The sequence below is a fragment of the bacterium genome (assembly GCA_024228115.1).
GTDB lineage: Bacteria > Myxococcota_A > UBA9160 > UBA9160 > UBA6930.
This window is the reverse complement of the sequence record JAAETT010000059.1, coordinates 18,831-35,668: the sequence shown is the minus strand read 5'-3', so window position 1 is coordinate 35,668 and position 16,838 is coordinate 18,831. Positions and strand designations below refer to the sequence as shown.

16 protein-coding genes are annotated in these 16,838 nt (G+C 65.3%); 8 read left to right on the top strand and 8 right to left on the bottom strand.

Features of this window, described 5'->3' with window-relative positions:
* Positions 1 to 96: 96 nt before the first annotated feature.
* The 4 genes from GY937_03235 to GY937_03220 all read right to left on the bottom strand — a co-directional run bounded on the left by GY937_03235 (position 97) and on the right by GY937_03220 (position 4,610).
* A complete protein-coding gene (locus GY937_03235) occupies positions 97 to 2,271 on the bottom strand; it encodes a carbohydrate binding family 9 domain-containing protein (GenBank protein ID MCP5055722.1) in 2,175 nt (724 codons plus the stop codon).
* Positions 2,272 to 2,319: 48 nt separating this feature from the next.
* Positions 2,320 to 2,799, bottom strand: a complete 480-nt coding sequence (locus GY937_03230) for a nuclear transport factor 2 family protein (protein ID MCP5055721.1) — start codon at positions 2,797 to 2,799, stop codon at positions 2,320 to 2,322.
* Positions 2,800 to 2,889: 90 nt separating this feature from the next.
* Positions 2,890 to 3,624, bottom strand: coding sequence for a 1-acyl-sn-glycerol-3-phosphate acyltransferase (locus tag GY937_03225; protein MCP5055720.1), 735 nt, complete (start codon positions 3,622 to 3,624; stop codon positions 2,890 to 2,892).
* A 29-nt stretch (positions 3,625 to 3,653) separates the two neighbouring features.
* Positions 3,654 to 4,610: a hypothetical protein gene (locus GY937_03220; protein MCP5055719.1), complete on the bottom strand. Its 957-nt coding sequence runs from the start codon at positions 4,608 to 4,610 to the stop codon at positions 3,654 to 3,656.
* A gap of 143 nt (positions 4,611 to 4,753) precedes the next feature.
* Between GY937_03220 and GY937_03215 the strand changes: the two genes are divergently transcribed.
* The gene (locus GY937_03215) at positions 4,754 to 5,773 is read left to right on the top strand and encodes a DUF3179 domain-containing protein (GenBank protein ID MCP5055718.1); all 1,020 of its coding nucleotides are present in this window, start codon (positions 4,754 to 4,756) and stop codon (positions 5,771 to 5,773) included.
* Positions 5,770 to 6,444, top strand: a complete 675-nt coding sequence (locus GY937_03210; GenBank protein ID MCP5055717.1) for a cytochrome C peroxidase — start codon at positions 5,770 to 5,772, stop codon at positions 6,442 to 6,444. The genes GY937_03215 and GY937_03210 overlap by 4 nt, the downstream gene beginning before the upstream one ends.
* 237 nt (positions 6,445 to 6,681) lie before the next feature.
* Here GY937_03210 and GY937_03205 read toward each other — a convergent pair whose 3' ends face one another.
* On the bottom strand, positions 6,682 to 7,887 hold the full coding sequence (locus GY937_03205; protein ID MCP5055716.1) for a hypothetical protein: 1,206 nt from the start codon (positions 7,885 to 7,887) through the stop codon (positions 6,682 to 6,684).
* Between the two features lie 32 nt (positions 7,888 to 7,919).
* The gene (locus GY937_03200) at positions 7,920 to 8,318 is read right to left on the bottom strand and encodes a DoxX family protein (protein ID MCP5055715.1); all 399 of its coding nucleotides are present in this window, start codon (positions 8,316 to 8,318) and stop codon (positions 7,920 to 7,922) included.
* Positions 8,319 to 8,476: 158 nt separating this feature from the next.
* Here GY937_03200 and msrP point away from each other — a divergent pair, with 158 nt between their 5' ends.
* The 4 genes from msrP to GY937_03180 all read left to right on the top strand — a co-directional run bounded on the left by msrP (position 8,477) and on the right by GY937_03180 (position 12,726).
* Positions 8,477 to 9,451, top strand: coding sequence for a protein-methionine-sulfoxide reductase catalytic subunit MsrP (gene msrP, locus GY937_03195; protein MCP5055714.1), 975 nt, complete (start codon positions 8,477 to 8,479; stop codon positions 9,449 to 9,451).
* 122 nt (positions 9,452 to 9,573) lie between these two features.
* The gene (locus tag GY937_03190; GenBank protein MCP5055713.1) at positions 9,574 to 10,059 is read left to right on the top strand and encodes a sulfoxide reductase heme-binding subunit YedZ; all 486 of its coding nucleotides are present in this window, start codon (positions 9,574 to 9,576) and stop codon (positions 10,057 to 10,059) included.
* Positions 10,060 to 10,138: 79 nt separating this feature from the next.
* Positions 10,139 to 11,236, top strand: coding sequence for a hypothetical protein (locus GY937_03185; protein MCP5055712.1), 1,098 nt, complete (start codon positions 10,139 to 10,141; stop codon positions 11,234 to 11,236).
* Positions 11,237 to 11,244: 8 nt separating this feature from the next.
* On the top strand, positions 11,245 to 12,726 hold the full coding sequence (locus GY937_03180) for a M48 family metalloprotease (GenBank protein ID MCP5055711.1): 1,482 nt from the start codon (positions 11,245 to 11,247) through the stop codon (positions 12,724 to 12,726).
* Here GY937_03180 and GY937_03175 read toward each other — a convergent pair.
* Positions 12,705 to 13,904 carry an MFS transporter gene (locus tag GY937_03175; GenBank protein ID MCP5055710.1) on the bottom strand — a complete coding sequence of 400 codons (1,200 nt, stop codon included), beginning with the start codon at positions 13,902 to 13,904 and terminating at the stop codon, positions 12,705 to 12,707. The genes GY937_03180 and GY937_03175 overlap by 22 nt on opposite strands.
* Positions 13,905 to 13,983: 79 nt before the next feature.
* Between GY937_03175 and GY937_03170 the strand changes: the two genes are divergently transcribed.
* Both GY937_03170 and GY937_03165 read left to right on the top strand, forming a co-directional pair.
* Positions 13,984 to 14,571: a hypothetical protein gene (locus tag GY937_03170; GenBank protein ID MCP5055709.1), complete on the top strand. Its 588-nt coding sequence runs from the start codon at positions 13,984 to 13,986 to the stop codon at positions 14,569 to 14,571.
* A 150-nt stretch (positions 14,572 to 14,721) separates the two neighbouring features.
* Positions 14,722 to 15,489 (top strand): SIMPL domain-containing protein, encoded by a 768-nt coding sequence (locus GY937_03165; GenBank protein MCP5055708.1) that lies wholly within the window; start codon positions 14,722 to 14,724, stop codon positions 15,487 to 15,489.
* A 112-nt stretch (positions 15,490 to 15,601) separates the two neighbouring features.
* Here the strand turns inward: GY937_03165 and GY937_03160 are convergent, their stop codons facing one another.
* The gene (locus GY937_03160; GenBank protein ID MCP5055707.1) at positions 15,602 to 16,813 is read right to left on the bottom strand and encodes an MFS transporter; all 1,212 of its coding nucleotides are present in this window, start codon (positions 16,811 to 16,813) and stop codon (positions 15,602 to 15,604) included.
* Positions 16,814 to 16,838 lie beyond the last annotated feature (25 nt).

Below are 16,838 nucleotides of genomic sequence, written 5' to 3'. Positions count from 1 at the left end.
GGGGACGGGGTTTACAATTGACTTGTTGAAAGGGGGCTTTGCCCCCTTTCAACAAGTCAATTGTAAACCCCGTCCCCACTGGTTGACTTATTGCGGCTAGAACCGGAACGTCCAGGACACTTTCCCGATCAGATTGGTTTGCGTGCTGCGGAGGTCGTAGTTCGCCGTGTCGAAGGCCTGGTTCCAGACGAAGACGACCTCTTCTCCGGGTCGGAGGATCCAGCGAAGTCGGCTGTTCCAACCCAGGCTGTTGCTCAGGTTGTCGAACTGAATGAAGGTTTCCCAGGAGAGATCGGGCGTGAAGACGACATTGAAATTCATGCGTCCGAGTCGGGTGCTGAAGTTTCCTTCGTGGAGACGCACGGAGTTCTGGAGGTACTCGAGGGAGGCGAAGAAGTGTTTCGACGCACGCCACTCGAGGAGCACGCGGCCCGCGCGGATGTGGCCCGAGTAGAAGGTCCCGGCACCGAATGAGAGCTGCGTGGCGAAGGTTCGAGAGGTCGCGGTACCGAGGGAGAGGGTGACTCGGTTGAAGTCGTATCGATCCTTGGGGACGAGGATGTCCGGGAGGATCTCGAAGCCTGTCTCGAGGACTTCGGTTCTGTGGTTTGCCTCCAGCTTCAAGAAATCGCCCGCCTGGTTCTCGATGCGCCCGGAAGAGCTGATGAGCAGCGATTCGAGATCGTTGCCCAGGTCCGTATTCATGATGCCGAAGGCCGAGGCCTCGAGAAATCGAATGGAGCTTCCCACTGGCCGCCAGCGGCGACGCAGCGTGGCGATGCTCTGTCGGGTCTCAGGTCGGTTCACGAAGCCGAGTGCGGGATTGAAGTTCTCGCCGACCTGCTTGATGTCGAGGGCCCAGTTCCAGCGGTCGTTCGGGTAGGCGAGACGCACGCTCCAGGCGTCATCATCCCCGACAGGGCCCGAGGTGGTCGAATGCTGGAGCCAACTTCGGAATTCGAGGATCTGATTTCCGAAGAGTCTGCTGGTGCGAAGGTTCAGATCACCGGAAAACAGGCTATTCGAGCCGTTCGTAAGCGGGTCGCCATGCGTCGCGAGAATGCCGATGAAGGACTCTTCTCCGATGTTCAGTTTGGCGCGACCGACGGAGAGGTTCTTGGCGTCGACGTCGCCGTGCCCCGCCATCTGCACATTCAGCGCACCAAAATTCAAGGGACCCGTGCGGCCGGTGATCTTGGTGCCGACGCGGATCGGTATGACGTCGCCATCCTCGGAGATTCCGATGCGACGGGAGAAGAACGGAATGCCATTCGTGGCGCCCGAGCCTCCGACCGGAAAATCGAAGATACCGGCGTTCTGCAGAAAGAAGTCGCGGGTTTCCGGAAAGAAGAGGGCGAAGCGCGAGAGGTTCACCTGGCGCGCGTCGACCGCAGCATCGGAAAAATCCGTGTTGGCGGTGAGGGATGCGGTGACCGAGGGTGTGACCCGGTAGAAGACATCCAGGCTCGGGTCGAGGTTCGTGAAGCTGCGATCAGCTGCGCGGTCCCCCGTCCAGCCAAGCGATCCCGCTGGCTTGATATCGAGGCCCAGGCCCTGCTCGAGGCCGTGCAGGCCCGTGATCGTACCTGCCTCGGAGACATCGATCATGGCTTTGTTCTGCTTCGCCGATGCCCAACGGTTTTCTTCGTTGTGGCGGCGCACGGTGCGGAGCAGGTTGAAGCCCCATGTGGAGCCGTTCGGATCGAAGGTGAGTGTCTTGAACGGGATCTCGAACTCGCAGCTCCATCCATCCTCGTGGATGCGGGATTTCGAGTACCAGATCCCGTCCCACTCGGACTTGAACGAGACGTTGTTCTCGACGATTCCATCGAAACGCGCACCATTCGGATTGGTCGAAAACAGGAACGCATTGCGGTGATCGTGGAAAGTGTCGAGGAGGAAGCTGATGCGGTCGTCGGGCGTCAGGCCGGCATCTCGCCGCATGCCTGAGGCGACGATCTTGTCCGGTTCGCGATCGAAAGCCTGGACGGCGACGTAGAGCGCATTCCGGTCATAGGTGATCCGCACTTCGGTGCGTTCGCTGGGTGGGGCGCCCTCGACTGGAAGCAACTGGGTCAGGGGGCCGATCAACGCGGCGTGGGCCCAGGCCTCATCATCCAGGTTGCCGTCGACGGTTGGCGCCGAAACGCCTTCGGGCAAAGGAGTGATTCGCGCCGACGGTGGCTTGGCAGGCACGCCCGAGGCCGCGGTGATCCACAGGAGCGAGAGGCACGGGAGTGCAAGCCAGCGGAATCCGGAACGCGTCATCATTCTTTCGGGTACAGACTCCGCAGCTAGTCGACAGTGGCGACGGGCATCCTATCGATGCTCCATGGCCACGGATTCGCCGGCCCGAGTCTTTCCGCCGGCCTTGATCCAGGCCTTGAAGACGCGTCCTGCATCTCGGGCCGGGTTGTAGATGTCTTCTTCCGAGGCCCATTGGCCATTTCCGCCATACACGAGGCGGGTCCAGTTCGGGAATTGGAATGGCGTGCCGTCTTCCTGATAGGGCTCCGGGAACTGATTCTGGCAGCAGAACACGACGGCGTCGCGTTCTTCGTCGAGCACCCACCAATCCTGGGGAAACGTCATCGTCGGGAAGGGCGCCATCACACCCTGGATCCAGTCCTGGATGGCCTGGCGACCGTCGAGTTCTCCGTAGGCGTGTTCGATGTAGTGCGCGTCGTCCGCAAAGGTCGCCGCCCAGATTCCCCAATCTCCCGTGCGGGAGGCGTCATCACGTGCCTGCTTGTAGCGCGTGAAGGCTTCCAGGATTTCCTCGCGGCCGTACTGGCCCATGGCGGCTCCTCTGCGGCGGAATCAGCGAGGTTAGGACAGCCGCCCGGTACTCCGCATCTGCGCGTTCCGCGACCGAGCAGGCGCCTCGGGTCACGGGCGGGCAGTCTGCCCCAGGTGTTCCGCCATCTGGTTGCGCACGCGATCGGAGAGAGCATGTTCATCGTTTCCGAGCTCTTCGACCGGGATTTCGCCCAACACGCTCATGCGAATCGGATGACTGCCCTGGAGCACGAAGCCGCGCTTCGGCAGGGCGTCGTCACTGCCTTCGATGGTGATCAAGAGGAGGGGCCTCTGGCAACGGATGGCCAGTTCGAAAGCGCCTGGCTTGAAGGGCCGGAGCTTCCCGTTCACCGAGCGGGTGCCTTCGGGGAACATCATGATCGAGCTGCCCTCTTCGAGGGTCCGCTCGCAGGCACGGAACATCTGCATCACGCTGCTGCGCTCGCCGCGGCGCAGCTCGATGTAACGGTTGAGCCGCATGTTCCAACCGATGAAGGGCAATCGGAAGTTCTCGATCTTCGAGACCCACTTGAAATGGGTGAAGAGCCGAAACACCACGAAGATGTCCACCAACGAAAGGTGGTTCGAGACCATTACGTAGGTCTCGTCCGGTCGAATCTTCTCGCGCCCTTCGATCGTGACCGGCCAGATCGGGTTCGTCCAGGTGTAGAGCGCGGCCCAGAAGCAGGTGAACTTGTGGAGCAGGAACAGCCGCTTGTCGAACAAGACGGTGAGCGCCCACAGCAGCACGGCAACCGGGAACAAGAGGATCGAGGAAATCGTGAGAAATGCCCAGAAGACGACCGAGCCGATTCGACGCGTCACGACCTAGAGATTAACGCGCCCGGCGTGACTTACTCGATCTCGAAAGAGCGCCCATTCTGGCAGGCACTGTCCGGCTCGGCGCGAACCTCGGCTGCACGGAGGCGGTCCAGCGGATCGGTCGCAATCCGCGTGGGCAGGCCATCCAGACCTCCCAGCAGTGCCATGCCTTCGGCGCGGGGCTCATCCTCGTCCGTGGCGTTTCCAAGACAGATCAGAGCGACGCCGAGTTCCACCCGATAGTCGACGCGGCTGGGAGTTACTTCGTAGGCCTGCCGGGCCAGCTGGACCGCGGCCCGTTTGTCCCCACGAAAGCCGAGCAACCGCTCCATCCACCAGGTATCGGGTACCATGCGGTAGTAGACCGCCGCGCCGTAGTAGAGGTTGCCGCGCTCGTGGTTCCAGTCCGTATCGCTCCAGACGGAAGGCTCCATGGCGAGGCATCGTTCGAGCACCTGGCCGGACGCCTTGACCAGAGGAATCGAACGGAACGCGCCCTTGATGGTCGCGATGCGCGAGGTGGCTGCAAAATCGTAGAAGCAGCACTCGACGCAATCCGGGTCATCGGCTGCCGCACTGGAGGCCAGGGCCCGGGCCTCCCGGTAGATCAGTAGCCGCTCCTCCTTCTGGTCGGCGGGCATGGCCTCGCCGAGGTTCAGAAGGTCTCGCGCAAGGCGCCAGCGGGTATGGACATCCTCGGGCAGGAGTTCGAGGACACGCCGCTTCAGGTCCGCCGTGCGCTCGACATCGCGGATTCGCTCGGCCTCGACGGCCTCGGCCCAGAGGCGGCTGAGCGCGGGATCACCCCGCAGATCCGGCGAGTAGAGGGAGGGCGCGAAGGAGCCGACCGCGGGCAGAGGGGCGAGGCTGACGGGAAGCGTCGCCGTGACCAGCTCGATGTCCTCCGCGAGGGCTGCGCTCGTCTGGAGGCCCTCGACCAGCAAGCTGGCGAGCAGGCATCGGAGCGACAGGCGGAGTAGGGATCTCATGGCGTTTCCAGTAGTCCTTGAGTGACCTGGGGCCCGCCGAGGTGTCATTTGCCATACCCCGCGGGAACAAGTGGCCACCCTGGGGGATTCCCGCGTAACGGAGCGGCGTTCCAGCCCGTAATCCTGTCTGGAGGCAGGCAGGTTTGGGCGAACACGAGGGAGCGGGACAAAGCAGGAGATTCGGCCGCCCGGTCGCGAGTATTCACGTCGTTCTCCTGATCGCGTTCGCGACGGCTGCGGAGCCGATTCGAAACGGCTTCGACCTGGCGGAAGCGGATGTCCCGGTCGCGGAGATCCGAGCCGGAGGCCCCCCTCAAGACGGCATCCCGGCCCTCGATCACCCGAGGACCGGGCCCGCCGGCAGCTCGGGAGATCTCACCTGGGAGGATGACGCCATCGTCCTGGGCTTCGAATGGAACGGCGAAGCCCGTGCCTATCCGGTGGCGATCCTCGACCACCACGAGTTGGTCAACGACACCGTGGGTGGGCGCCCCGTGCTGATCAGCTGGTGTCCGTTGTGCGGTACCGGAATGGTCTTCGATCGTCGCGTCGCCGGTGCGGAGCGAACCTACGGCGTATCGGGTCTGCTCTACCAATCTGATGTTCTCATGTACGACCGCGAGACCGGGAGCTTGTGGTCCCAGATCTCTTCCCGCGCGATCTCGGGTGCGAGCCGTGGGGGCGAGCTCGAGTTGCTGCGCTCGCGCATGGAGAGCTGGGGCGCCTGGCGCCTGCGGCATCCGGATACGACGATCCTCTCGCGGCGTACCGGTCACACGAGGAACTACGGACGCTCACCCTATGCGGGCTACGCCACGTCTTCCCGCCTGATGTTTCCGGCACCCTCGGACGACCGCTATCACCCGAAGATGCCGACGTTAGGCCTTCGTATCCGGGGCGTGGTGGCCCGGGGCTATCCGGCAGCAGAGCTCGTACGCGCCGGTGGCTTCGCCGAGGAGCAGCTCGCCGGTGAGAAAGTGCGCATACGCTACGACGATGTCGCCCAGGTCTTCGATGTCGATGCACCTTCGCGGGTCGAGGTCGTGGAGGGGTACTGGTTTGCCTGGGCAGCCTTTCACCCCGACGCCAGTGTTTTTCGTGTCGCGCCCGAGGCTGGAAGATCCGGCCCGCAGTCCGACCGATCAGAAGGAACGCTCCAATGATTCGATCCATCGCCCGGCTCTCGCAACTCGCATGGATGGTGGTCTTCGCCGTCACGCTGATCGGGCCGCCCGCGGCCGCGGAGAACCCGTGCAATCCCTGCGCGGCCAACCCCTGCGCTTCGAACCCCTGCAACCCTTGCGGTGCCAATCCCTGCAACCCATGTGGCGCGAACCCGTGCAATCCGTGCGGCGGCAATCCGTGCAACCCCTGTGGCGGAGGTGGCGCTGACGCGTCGCGCTTCATGCAGCCGAAGGGAGTGAAGGTGGCTTCGGCCGATGCGGCCCTGGTCGCCGAGGGGGAGGCCCTCTGGAATGACAAGGCGCTCTCGGGTAGCGGCGCAGTCGCCTGCGCCACCTGCCACGTTGGTGGAACCACCCAGATGAACGCCAGTTTCGCCGACGCGTACCCCCATCGCGTGGCGATGCCCCACCAGGCTGCCGGAGTAGACAAGGTGAATGCCGCCGAGATGGTGCAGTTCTGCATGATCACGCCGATGGCGAACGAGCCGCTCTCCTGGAGCGGCCGCCAACTCGCTGCCTTGACGGCCTACGTCGAGAAGATCCAACAGGGCTTCGAGGCCCCGGCCGGCACCAGCGCGGCGAATCCGTGCAACCCCTGCGGGGCAAATCCTTGTTCGGCGGGGAACCCGTGCAACCCCTGCGGTAACTAACCCTCATGAGTCGCGTCGCCGGGCGGAAGGCTCCCTGCCTTTCATCCGGTGGTGCAATCGCTTCGCCCCATCCAGGCGAATGCGGGGACCGGCGGCGACCCCTCCTGCTGCCGGTCCCCACCCCTTTTCCCCGGCCTGTGCCCAGCCCCGGCGACTCTGCGTCTCGCAGGAGAAGCGAAGCGGTGGTCGAAGGCAGCCGATCACGAGATCCGGCGGCGATGTCTTGGGTCGTCTCGGTTAGAGCGGTTGGCGCAGCTCTGTCAGCGTGTAGGAGGAGCGTTGGGAGCGCTCGAGAGCCTCGGCGATCAATGCGCGTGCCTTGGTGTCGCCCAGGGTTGGCAGGTAGTGCTCGAACACGCCCCGGTAGTGGTAGTCCGGGTCCACCGTGACCTTACCGATCAGTGCGACGGCGCCCGGCTCCGGGGGGCGTGGGTACTCGAGGCGCGCTGTACCTCCAGCGGGCACCCGGGTATCGAAGACATCCTCGCCTTTGCGGAAGTTCACCTTGCGGCCGATCGTATGCTCGCCCCGGGTTCCCTCGATCGCCTGGCCGGCTGCATCTTCCTGCCAGATGGCCATGACGACCCGAGGTGTCACGTAGGTAGGAAACGCGTGGCCCACGCCATGGGCGGTGAGGACGAGCGCGGTCGCGTCGCCTTCGGCCCACGCTACGTCGACCCCGGCGGCGACCATTTCGCGGTCGTGGATGCCCCGCCACAGGTGCCGCCGATCCGGCATATGACAGCTCTGGCAGGTCTCGCCCCTGGCTGCGTGGGGGCTCTCCTTCCATTCGAAGTAGGTGTTCTGGACGTTCACGCCGGAGCGGTCGAAGAACTGGTGGCACGGCGCACAGAAGCGCGATTCCTGAAACTCGGGTCGGGTTTCGAAACCGGCATGCGGAATGGCCTCGGGCAGCGGTGGGAGTTCTGCGCGGCGCGGCGGTCCGAAGCGGCGGTGGGCGCGGACGTGGCAGCCCGCACAGATGAGCCCCGCCTGCCGAAGCTCCGGGTCGTAGGCAGAGGGCTCTGCCGTATGATCCGGCCCCGGGCCGAAGGGTTGCTGTTCTTCCAGGGGGGTATGGCAGCGTTGGCAGCCGCGCAATGCATGGGGCTGGGCGAGGCCACCTTCGATCAGCTGGCCCGAGAAGCCGGGCGAGAATGCGTCCGCGTGCAATGAGGTCTGCCAATCCGCGAGCTGTTGCGGATGGCAGGACCCGCAATCCTTCGGATGCAGCGAAGTCTCGAGCGGGCTCCAATCTTCCGGCGCCGGGCCCTGAACCGGGACGGGCCGCTTCCAATGTGCCTCGAGGAACGAACCCAGTACCTGCTCCCGCTGGCCGCCTGCGTTCGCCTCGGCACCGGCTCGGTCCATGGGCGCCGCCGGCTCACTGGCATCACAACCCGCGAGCGAGCCAACCAGAACTGCGAGTGCGGGCCACCTCATCGCAGCTCCTTCGGTCGATGCCCGGAGGCGGTCTAGTCGGCGGAAGCTGTTCCAGCGCCGTCGACACTCCAGATGCCGGCGCCCCTGGCGGCGATCAGCAGGAAGATCCAGCAGTAGAGGATGGGGAGGTCGCCGCCGTTCAGGATCGGCAGGAGGCTTCCCTTCTGGGCGACGTGTCCGAGGAAGTAGGCGAAGGCCATGGTGCCGCTCGAAATGAACGCGGCCGGCCCGGTGAACCATCCGATCGCGACGAGGGCGCCGCCAACCAGTTCGATGGCGCCAGCGCCGTACACGATGAAGCCCGGCGCTCCCTCCGGCGCGCCGCCGAACAGGCCGAAGATCTTCTGCAGGCCGTGTTGGACGAACAAGAGGCCCGTGAGAATGCGCATCGCGGCGTAGATCTTGTCGGCGTGGGGTCGAAGGAAGTCCATCTCGTCTCCTTGATTCGGTCTGCGGCTGGGTCCCGGTGCGGCCCGAGTCTACCCTGAGTCAAGTACCTGTAGGAACCACCGGCCGTTACGGGTATCCGTCGCTGCGGAACTGCCAGCCGCTACGGGCATCCCACCGCCGCCACCCGCCAGGAGTTGTCATGAGGAGCTTTCGCCCCACCCCGATTCCGTCCTCGGAAATCACTGCCGAGGGCGTCTTCTTGCGCCGGCGGGCGTTTCTCCAGGCGGCTGCCGGAACCGCGGTCGGATTGGGCTTGCCCGGCTGTTTCGATGCGGAGCCGGCGCAGGCACGCCCGAACGGGGGGCCCGCTCTGAAGCCACTGTCAGGTGTCATTCCGGGCCCGAAGGAGCTGCAGGCCGAGGATCCGCCGACCGCTTACAAGGATGCGACCTCCTACAACAACTTCTACGAGTTCGGCACCGACAAATCCGATCCAGCCGCCCGTGCGGGGAGCCTGCGCCCAAGGCCCTGGTCCGTGGCGATCGAGGGTGAGGTTGGCCGGCCCGGCGTCGTCGATCTCGATGACCTGTTGCGGCCTCAAGCCCTCGAAGATCGGATCTATCGCCTGCGCTGCGTCGAGGCCTGGTCCATGGTGATCCCGTGGGTCGGGATTCCGTTGGCGGCCGTGCTGAAACGTCTCGGTCCCACCTCGAAGGCGAAGTACGTCGCCTTCGAAACCCTCGTCGACCCGGAACAGATGCCCGGGCAACGTCGCAGCAACCTGGATTGGCCCTACCGAGAGGGCCTGCGCATCGACGAAGCCATGCATCCCCTCACTCTTCTCGCCGTGGGCATGTACGGAAAGGTCCTGCCCAACCAGAACGGCGCGCCCCTGCGGCTGGTCGTGCCGTGGAAGTACGGTTTCAAGTCGATCAAATCCATCGTGAAGATTCGCCTGTCAGAAAAGCAGCCCCGCACCACCTGGCAGATGGAAAACGCGCGCGAGTACGGTTTCTTCGCCAACGTGAACCCCGAGGTCTCCCACCCGCGCTGGAGCCAAGCTCGGGAGCGGCGGATTGGCGAGTGGGGAAAGCGGCCTACCTTGATGTTGAACGGCTACGCGGAGCAGGTGGAATCTCTCTACCGCGGCATGGACCTTCGCAAGTTCTACTGAGGAGCCGATTGACGTCCCGCGCCACGCTGCACCGGGCGGTCATCGCCGTGTTGCTCCTGCCGTTGGTGGGTCTCGCGTGGGGTGCCCTGCAGGATGGTCTCGGTGCCAATCCGGTCGAGGTCATGACGCACGAGACCGGTGAGTGGGCCTTGCGCTGTCTCCTGCTTTGCCTTGCGGTGACGCCGGCCCGCCGCTGGCTCGGTTGGTCTTCACTTGCACCGTATCGGCGCAGTTTCGGACTTCTTGCCGCCACGTATGCGATCTGCCATTTCCTCGTGTTCCTGGTGTTCGACCTCGGGCTCGATCTGACGTTCCTGACAGAGGAAATTCTCGAGCGGCCCTACATCAGCATTGGCTTCGCGACCCTGCTCTGCCTGCTGCCTCTCGCGATCACCTCCACCCGGGGCTGGCAGCGCCGGCTCGGGCGGCGCTGGATCCGCCTCCACCGGCTGACCTACCTGGCGGGTGGGCTGGCCGTGCTGCATTTCCTCTGGCTCGCGAAGGCGGATCTGGCGGCCCCCCTGGCCTACGCAGGCGTTCTGGGGCTTCTTCTCGGCCTGCGCTGGCTCCCCCAGCGTCCGAAAATGCCAGCGAAAGCCGGTTCCTGAACCGTCTTGGGTCCCATGCGGGGGCCCTCGGCGCGGGATGCCGTTATGATCTATCCGCCGTTCCACACGAGGGGGAATCGTGGGTCAACATCCGCTCATCGAGCGCGCCAATGACAAGCTGGTGCGCCAGGCCAAGGGCTTCCAGGAGGCTGCCGCCCAACTTACGGGCGATATCCTGCTGGCGGAGTACGAGCGCGAGAAGGCCGCCGCTCCCAACCGCATCGATGCCGGCAAGAAGTATCTCGTCGCGTACAACAGCCGTCTGGCCGCCGAGGAAAAGGCGGGTCGCGAAGGCGAGCACCTCTGCATCGCCTTGGCGCGGCGCCACAAGGATGGCGGGCCGCCGCTGCTGATGGCCGATGAGGAAGGGCATTTCGAGGCCCTCCACCCGCTGGTTCCCCTGCGCAGCGCACCGGCCGACAAGGAAAAGGGTGCGGACGATCCGAACTTCGGTCTGGACAAGATCGATCTGGTCGGGCGGGGCCCCGATGACAGCCTGATCGCGATGGCGACCCGTTGGCTGCCGCCGACCGCAGGACGAGTCGGCACCGGCGATACGCCGCTGCGCGCGTTGCTCCTTGCGCTCGCTCACGCGGCGGTCGCCGAGGCGAATGCTGCGGCCCTCACCGAGGAGCTGGGAGCGCATACCGAGGGACCGTTCGCCGAGGGGCATCCCATCGTGCTGGTGGCGGGCAGCCCTCGCTACTGGGAACTGTGCCGCAAGCGCGCAGCCCAGCGCGGTGCGGCATGGATTCGCGAAATGGAACGCCTCGCAAAGGAGCTCGGTGAGCTCGGGCTGCGCGTCGAGTACGTCTCGTTCAAGATGAAGGAGACGCCGCCCTGGAACTACGAGGATGGTTCTCCCGTGCTTCAGTGCGAGCCGCGCATGGTGGAAGCCTGGGAAGCCAGTGCCGGGCGGGTGAAGCCCAAGGCCAAGCCGCGTTCCCGGCGATCCTCCGCCCAACCGGAGAACGAGATCATCGAGGCCGATATGAGCCGACCGATCCGTTCCTACAGCCTGAACGACCACTTCGATCCGGGCGATCGGATCGAGCATCCGACGCTGGGCCTCGGTGTCGTGCAGGGTGCGGCTGGCCCGCAGAAGATCCGTGTGCTGTTCGATGAACGCCGCAGTGTCCTCGTGCACGATCGACCTGCGCCCAGCGCCACCGCCTGAGTTCGCAGATGCATCGTTTCCGGCGGGTCGCGCTGCTCCTGGTGGTGATGGTCTACTGCGCGTGTGCCATCAATCCGGTGACGGGCGAGCGCCAGGTGATCTTCATGTCACCCGAGCGCGAAACCGAGCTGGGCCGCCAGGAGGCCGCGAAGGTCCAGGAACAGATCGGCCTGGTGAAGATGCCGGGGCTCACCGGCTACGTCTCGGCACTCGGCGATCGCCTGGCACGCCACTCTCCGCGCAAGGACGTCGAGTACCACTTCGCCATCGCCGACATGGCGGAGCCCAACGCCTTCGCCTTGCCGGGTGGATGGATCTACGTCTCCCGCGGCCTGCTCGCGATCACGGGTAGCGAGGCCGAACTCGCTGGAGTGATCGGCCACGAGATCGGCCATGTCGCCGCCCGGCACTCGGCCAGTCGGGAGAGCCGGCAGATCGGTGTGGGCCTGCTTACCTTGCTAGGCGCCGTGGCAGCCGGAGCGGCAGGTGGTGCAGGCGCCGCAGAGAGTGTGGCGCAGCTCGGTCAGGTGGCCGGCGCCGGCTTGATCGCGACCTACGGGCGGGATCAGGAGCGTCAAGCCGATCAGGTCGGCCAGCAGATTGCGGCCCGCGCTGGCTACGACCCGGCCGGCATCTCGGCTTTCCTCGCGACCCTCGATCGCGATTCCGTGTTGCGAGCGGGCGGCAAGCGCCGGCAGGGAAGCTTCTTCGATTCCCATCCGGTGACCGACGAGCGGGTGCGCGATACGACGGCTCGAGCGCAAGAACTCGTGGCGGCCAATGTGGCGCCGATCGTCCGGGATCAGGCGGGATTCCTGTCGCGGCTGGAGGGGTTGCTCGTCGGCGCGGATCCGAGCCAGGGCGTCTTCCAGGGCGAGATCTTCCTGCATCCGAACTTCGGTTTCTCTCTGCGATTTCCCAGGGGTTGGCGTACACGGAATGGCCGTGACGTGGTCGTTGCCATTGCGCCCGACAAGGATCGCGCCGTCACGTTGGAAGGTGGTCCCGCGGTTGCCGACCCGACCGAAGTTGCACAGGCGTTCGCCAAGAAGGCGGGTGTGGTGCTGGAGAATGGGCGACGCACGAAGATCGGAGGGCTCCCGGCCTATCGTGCGGTGGCCAGTATGCAGGGCCAGAACGGTGCCCAGCAGCTCCACTTCACATGGATCGCCCATCGCAAGGCAACGTTTCGGATCACGGGGATCGCCGGTCCGCGCGCGTCCGATGCCGAGTTGAGCGAACTCGTGAAGGTCGGTGCGAGCTTTCGCCCGCTTTCGCCCGGCGAGCGAAATGGCATCAAGGAGAGGCGCCTGCACATCACCGGAGCGCGAAGTGGCGAGACCCTTCGTGAGTTCGGGCAGCGAACCGGGAACGCCTGGAGCGTGGCGGAGACCGCAGTGGCCAATGGTCTCCCGGAGGACGCGCGCCTGGGGCCGGGGCAAAGGCTGAAGATCGTCCGGGCATCGACCTATAATCCGTCGTCGCGTTGACCGGTCGAGGGTCGCGTCGGCGGTAGGAGCGCGCTGGCCAGGAGCGGTAGAAGGCCCAGACCAACCGCAGCAAAGATCGCCCAGCCGAGTTCGGCCCGGTCGAGCAGGGCACCTACCGCAGCCGCTGTGCCCGCAAACGCCAGGCGGCAAGCCAGGGATTCGATCGAGAGGACGGTTGCCCTGTGGAGTGGGTCCGGAATACGGTGGTTCAACACGGTTCGCATCGCCACCGGGTAGACACCGAATGCGACGCCCTGGATGCAGAAGAGCAGAACCGCCGGGCCGCTGTGCAGGGTCGCAAGCCCTGCGTACATGCCGACGAGCGCGACCGGAAGCAATATCACCATCCGTTCGGCTCCGCGGCCCCCCGTCCATCGGTGGGCCTGCCACGCTGCGACGCCCCCTGCCAGATTGATCAGCGCCAGCAGGCTGCCCCAGCGATCGATTGGCACCAGGGCGGCGTCGAGGATCGGGTTGTAGAGCAACACGATTGCCGATCGGATCAGCACGAAAACACCGACGCTGATCGCGATCCAGCGCGCTGCTCCGGGAACCTGCAACACGTTTTCGAGGGCGGCGGCCGCGATCGCTCGCGCACTCTTCCCGTGAGGTTGCGGGTTGTCGTGCAATCCGAACGCGAAGATGACACCGACGACCTGGAAACTTCCCGTGACGATCACGGCCGGGGTCGGATCGCCGCCCTCGACCAGGAAGAGATCCGCGAGCACCATCGCGACGGCGGTGACGATCAGCCAGGCGCCCTGCGAGATCCCTTCGATGCGTGCGTAGTCCTTCTCGCGTCCCTCGGCAGCCAGCCGATCGAAGAGCAGCGCGGAGTTCGCCCCGCTGACGGTCGCGGTGCCGATCGCCAAGAGCACCTGGGCCATCGCGAACGCCAGGAAGTCGAATGCCGTTGCCAGCATCACGCATGCCAGCACGTTGGCGAACGCGCCGGTCACGAGCAGTCGGCGGCGGCCGAAGCGATCGGCGAGGACGCCTGAGGGGACCTCGAGCAGGACGACCGCCAGGTAGAAGATTGCGATCATCCAGCCGAATTCGGTGGCAGACAGTCCGCGCACGGACGTCGAAAAATGGTAGAGCCACGGCGCGTGCACCATCAGGCGCGTGAAGACGCGGAACGCTACGAACACCGCATCGCTATGGCTCGCCGACCTCATCACCTGGGTGTACTCTAGCCGCATCCAGAGGTGCCCCATCGCCCACACTGCAACGACCTCTTCGAATTGGCGAACCCGCCTGGGCATTGTCGTTCTGGGTGGGTTGGCCCTGCTCGTTCTCGTAAAGGCATGTCGTGCGATTCCCCCGCGCGATATCGACGACCTCTGCGCGATGTTCGAACAACGCGAAAGTTGGCGCGAGGCGACCACAAGAAGCCGTGACCGATGGGGGGTTCCGGAACCCGTGCAGCTGGCCATCCTGCACCAGGAATCACGCTTCCGCCCCACGGCTCGCCCGGGCTGGCGCACCGTGTTCTGGATCATTCCAGTCGGCCGGCTCTCGTCCGCGTACGGCTATGGGCAGGTGAAGGATGGCACCTGGCAGGACTATCAGAAGAAGACCAAGAACCCCGGGGCCAAGCGCACCTCCTTCGCGGATGTCGTCGACTTCATCGGTTGGTACGGCCAGGTGATTCACCGGGTCACCGACGTCGAGAAGAGCGACGCCTACCACCTCTATCTGGCCTACCACGAAGGCCCGGCCGGTTTTGCCCGCGGAAGCTACGCGGAAAAAGAGTGGTTGCTAGGCGTCGCGCGCAAGGTCGAAGCCCGCGCAGGCCTCTACGCGGCTCAGTACGCCACCTGTGGTGGCCCGGTGCTTCCCTAAGAACGACCCCGGCGGCTGAAGACTGCGACGCGTGGAGTTCAGATCCCCTTGATCCGATGCGTGAGCGTCCGCAGGAGGCGGACGGAACCTGGAAGTCCGCGGAGGTGTCGGACCTGTTCGGAACCAATCAGTGTCGAGCGGAGGAAGGTCATGGAAGGCGAGAACCGAACACGCGCCATCGGTCGAGACCGCCGTCAACGCGGAACCGCCACCGCGGGTTTGGCGATCGCGCTGGCTCTGGTCGCGAGCGTCGTGTGGGCCGGTCATCTTGCCGGGCGGCTGCGCGCGCCGAGTCGATCGATCACTGTGAAGGGCTTCGCTGAGCAACCGATCGAGTCGGATGTAGGCGTCTGGGCGGTGAGGGTCGTGGCGCGCTCGCCTTCGTTGGCGGAAGCGTACGAACGCCTGGAGTCGTCTCGCGCGCGCGTGCGCGCTGCCCTGCTGGAGGCGGGCTTCGCTGAGGAGCGCTTTTCCTTCTCGTCGGCATCGATCGGCGTCCACTACCGCCAGAACGAGAAGGGCTGGAACACGAACGAGGTGGAAGGCTACGAGCTGCACCAGTCGGCGTCGGTCGAGAGCCCGGACGTGGCGCTCGTAGAGCGCACCTCCAAGACCATCACCTCCCTGATCCGGGAGGGCATCGAGGTCACCTCCGACCCACCCAATTTCTACTACACCGGGCTCGACGCACTGAAGATCGAGATGGTCGGTGCGGCGGCGCGCGATGCGCGGGCCAGGGCCGAGCGCCTGGCGCAGGAGGGTGGCGCCAGTCTGGGCGAGCTCGCCTCGGCGACCCAGGGCGTCTTTCAGATCACCTCTCGCTACTCGTCCGAGGTGTCGGCGGGCGGCATGTACGACACCCACTCACCATTGAAGAACGTGCGCGCCGTTCTGACCGCGACCTTCGCCGTCCGGTAGGTACCGGCACCAACTGAGCCGTTCGGGCGCGAGGCTGCTCGCGGCCCTGGAGCCGGGCGCCACCTGGAGCTCGAAGCAAGGTTGCCCCGTGACCGCTGGAGGTACCTTTCGGCTAGATCTTGAACCGGCGCAGTTCCGGAAGCGTTCCTGCAACCACTCCCACTGTCGCCAGGCAAGCAGCCCCACCAAAGAGCACCGAGAAGACAGCGCTCGTCAGCGCGGCCAGGAATCCGGATTCCGCGCGGCCCAATTCGTTCGAGGCACCGATGAAGACCATGCTCACCGCGCTCACGCGCCCCCGCAAGCCGTCGGGCGTCGAGAGTTGAATGATGGTGGTGCGCAGCACCATGCTGATCTGATCCGCGATGCCGGACAGGAAGAGTGCAGCGAAGGAGAGGGCGAACGAGGTCGACACGGCGAATAGGAGTGTCGCCAGGCCGAAGCCGGCGACCGCAACGAGCAGCACGCGGCCGACGTTGCGGATGGGAGGTATGAAGAGCAGGACGCTCGCCATCGCGAAGGTGCCCAGCTGGATGGCGCTCGAGAGCGCACCGAAACCTGTCGGGCCGGCACCGAGAATGTCCTTGGCGAAGACCGGAAGAAGCGCATCGACGCCGGCGAAGATCACGGCGAACAGGTCGAGGGCCATGCAGCCGATGACCGGCTGACGGTGCATGACGAAGGAGAGCCCTTCGCGGATGGCCGCCCAGCTCACGGTCTGGCCTTCTTCGGCGTGAATGCGGCGCCCCATGGCCGCCAGGGCAGCGACGCTTCCGAGGATCAACGATGCATTCAGCGCATAGGATGCCGCAACACCTCCTTCGGCGATCACGAAGCCTGCCAAGACCGGCCCGCTGGCCCAGGCCGCGTTGCGGGCTGCTGCGACCACGCTGACGGCAGCGGGGAAGTCTTCGCGCGTCACCAGATTCGGGAGGATGGCCGACGAGGCCGGGTTCTCGAATGCGTCGGAGACGGCGCCCAGGAGCGCGAGCACGAAGATCGGCAACGCACTGGCGGCCCCCCAGCTCGCAAAGCCGGCAAGTCCGAACGCGAAGAGCGCGGCTCCGAGCTGAGCGTTCTGGACGATTCCGACACGTTCTCGCGCGTCGGCGATCGCGCCCGCCCACAACCCGATGGGAAGGACGGGCAGGAATTGCACCAGTCCGAGCAATCCGAGCTGGAACGCGGAGCCGGTCTGCTCATAGAGATGCCAGGCAAGGGTCGCGGCCAACCCGGTCTGAGAGACGCTGCGAAGGAAACGGCTGGCCAGGAACGCCCGGAGTTCTCGCGATTCGAGAACCTGGAGAGTCGGATGCCGGGCCATGGGTGCCGCAGGGTAGGGGACGGGA

Bases quoted from the DNA above. Each gene is read 5' to 3' on its own strand.
- GY937_03205 (MCP5055716.1), bottom strand. From the start codon at position 7,887: ATGAGGTGGCCCGCACTCGCAGTTCTGGTTGGCTCGCTCGCGGGTTGT.
- GY937_03190 (MCP5055713.1), top strand. From the start codon at position 9,574: ATGACGCACGAGACCGGTGAGTGGGCCTTGCGCTGTCTCCTGCTTTGC.
- GY937_03180 (MCP5055711.1), top strand. From the start codon at position 11,245: ATGCATCGTTTCCGGCGGGTCGCGCTGCTCCTGGTGGTGATGGTCTAC.
- msrP (MCP5055714.1), top strand. From the start codon at position 8,477: ATGAGGAGCTTTCGCCCCACCCCGATTCCGTCCTCGGAAATCACTGCC.
- GY937_03200 (MCP5055715.1), bottom strand. From the start codon at position 8,318: ATGGACTTCCTTCGACCCCACGCCGACAAGATCTACGCCGCGATGCGC.
- GY937_03220 (MCP5055719.1), bottom strand. From the start codon at position 4,610: ATGAGATCCCTACTCCGCCTGTCGCTCCGATGCCTGCTCGCCAGCTTG.
- GY937_03230 (MCP5055721.1), bottom strand. From the start codon at position 2,799: ATGGGCCAGTACGGCCGCGAGGAAATCCTGGAAGCCTTCACGCGCTAC.
- GY937_03160 (MCP5055707.1), bottom strand. From the start codon at position 16,813: ATGGCCCGGCATCCGACTCTCCAGGTTCTCGAATCGCGAGAACTCCGG.
- GY937_03210 (MCP5055717.1), top strand. From the start codon at position 5,770: ATGATTCGATCCATCGCCCGGCTCTCGCAACTCGCATGGATGGTGGTC.
- GY937_03175 (MCP5055710.1), bottom strand. From the start codon at position 13,904: ATGAGGTCGGCGAGCCATAGCGATGCGGTGTTCGTAGCGTTCCGCGTC.
- GY937_03165 (MCP5055708.1), top strand. From the start codon at position 14,722: ATGGAAGGCGAGAACCGAACACGCGCCATCGGTCGAGACCGCCGTCAA.
- GY937_03235 (MCP5055722.1), bottom strand. From the start codon at position 2,271: ATGATGACGCGTTCCGGATTCCGCTGGCTTGCACTCCCGTGCCTCTCG.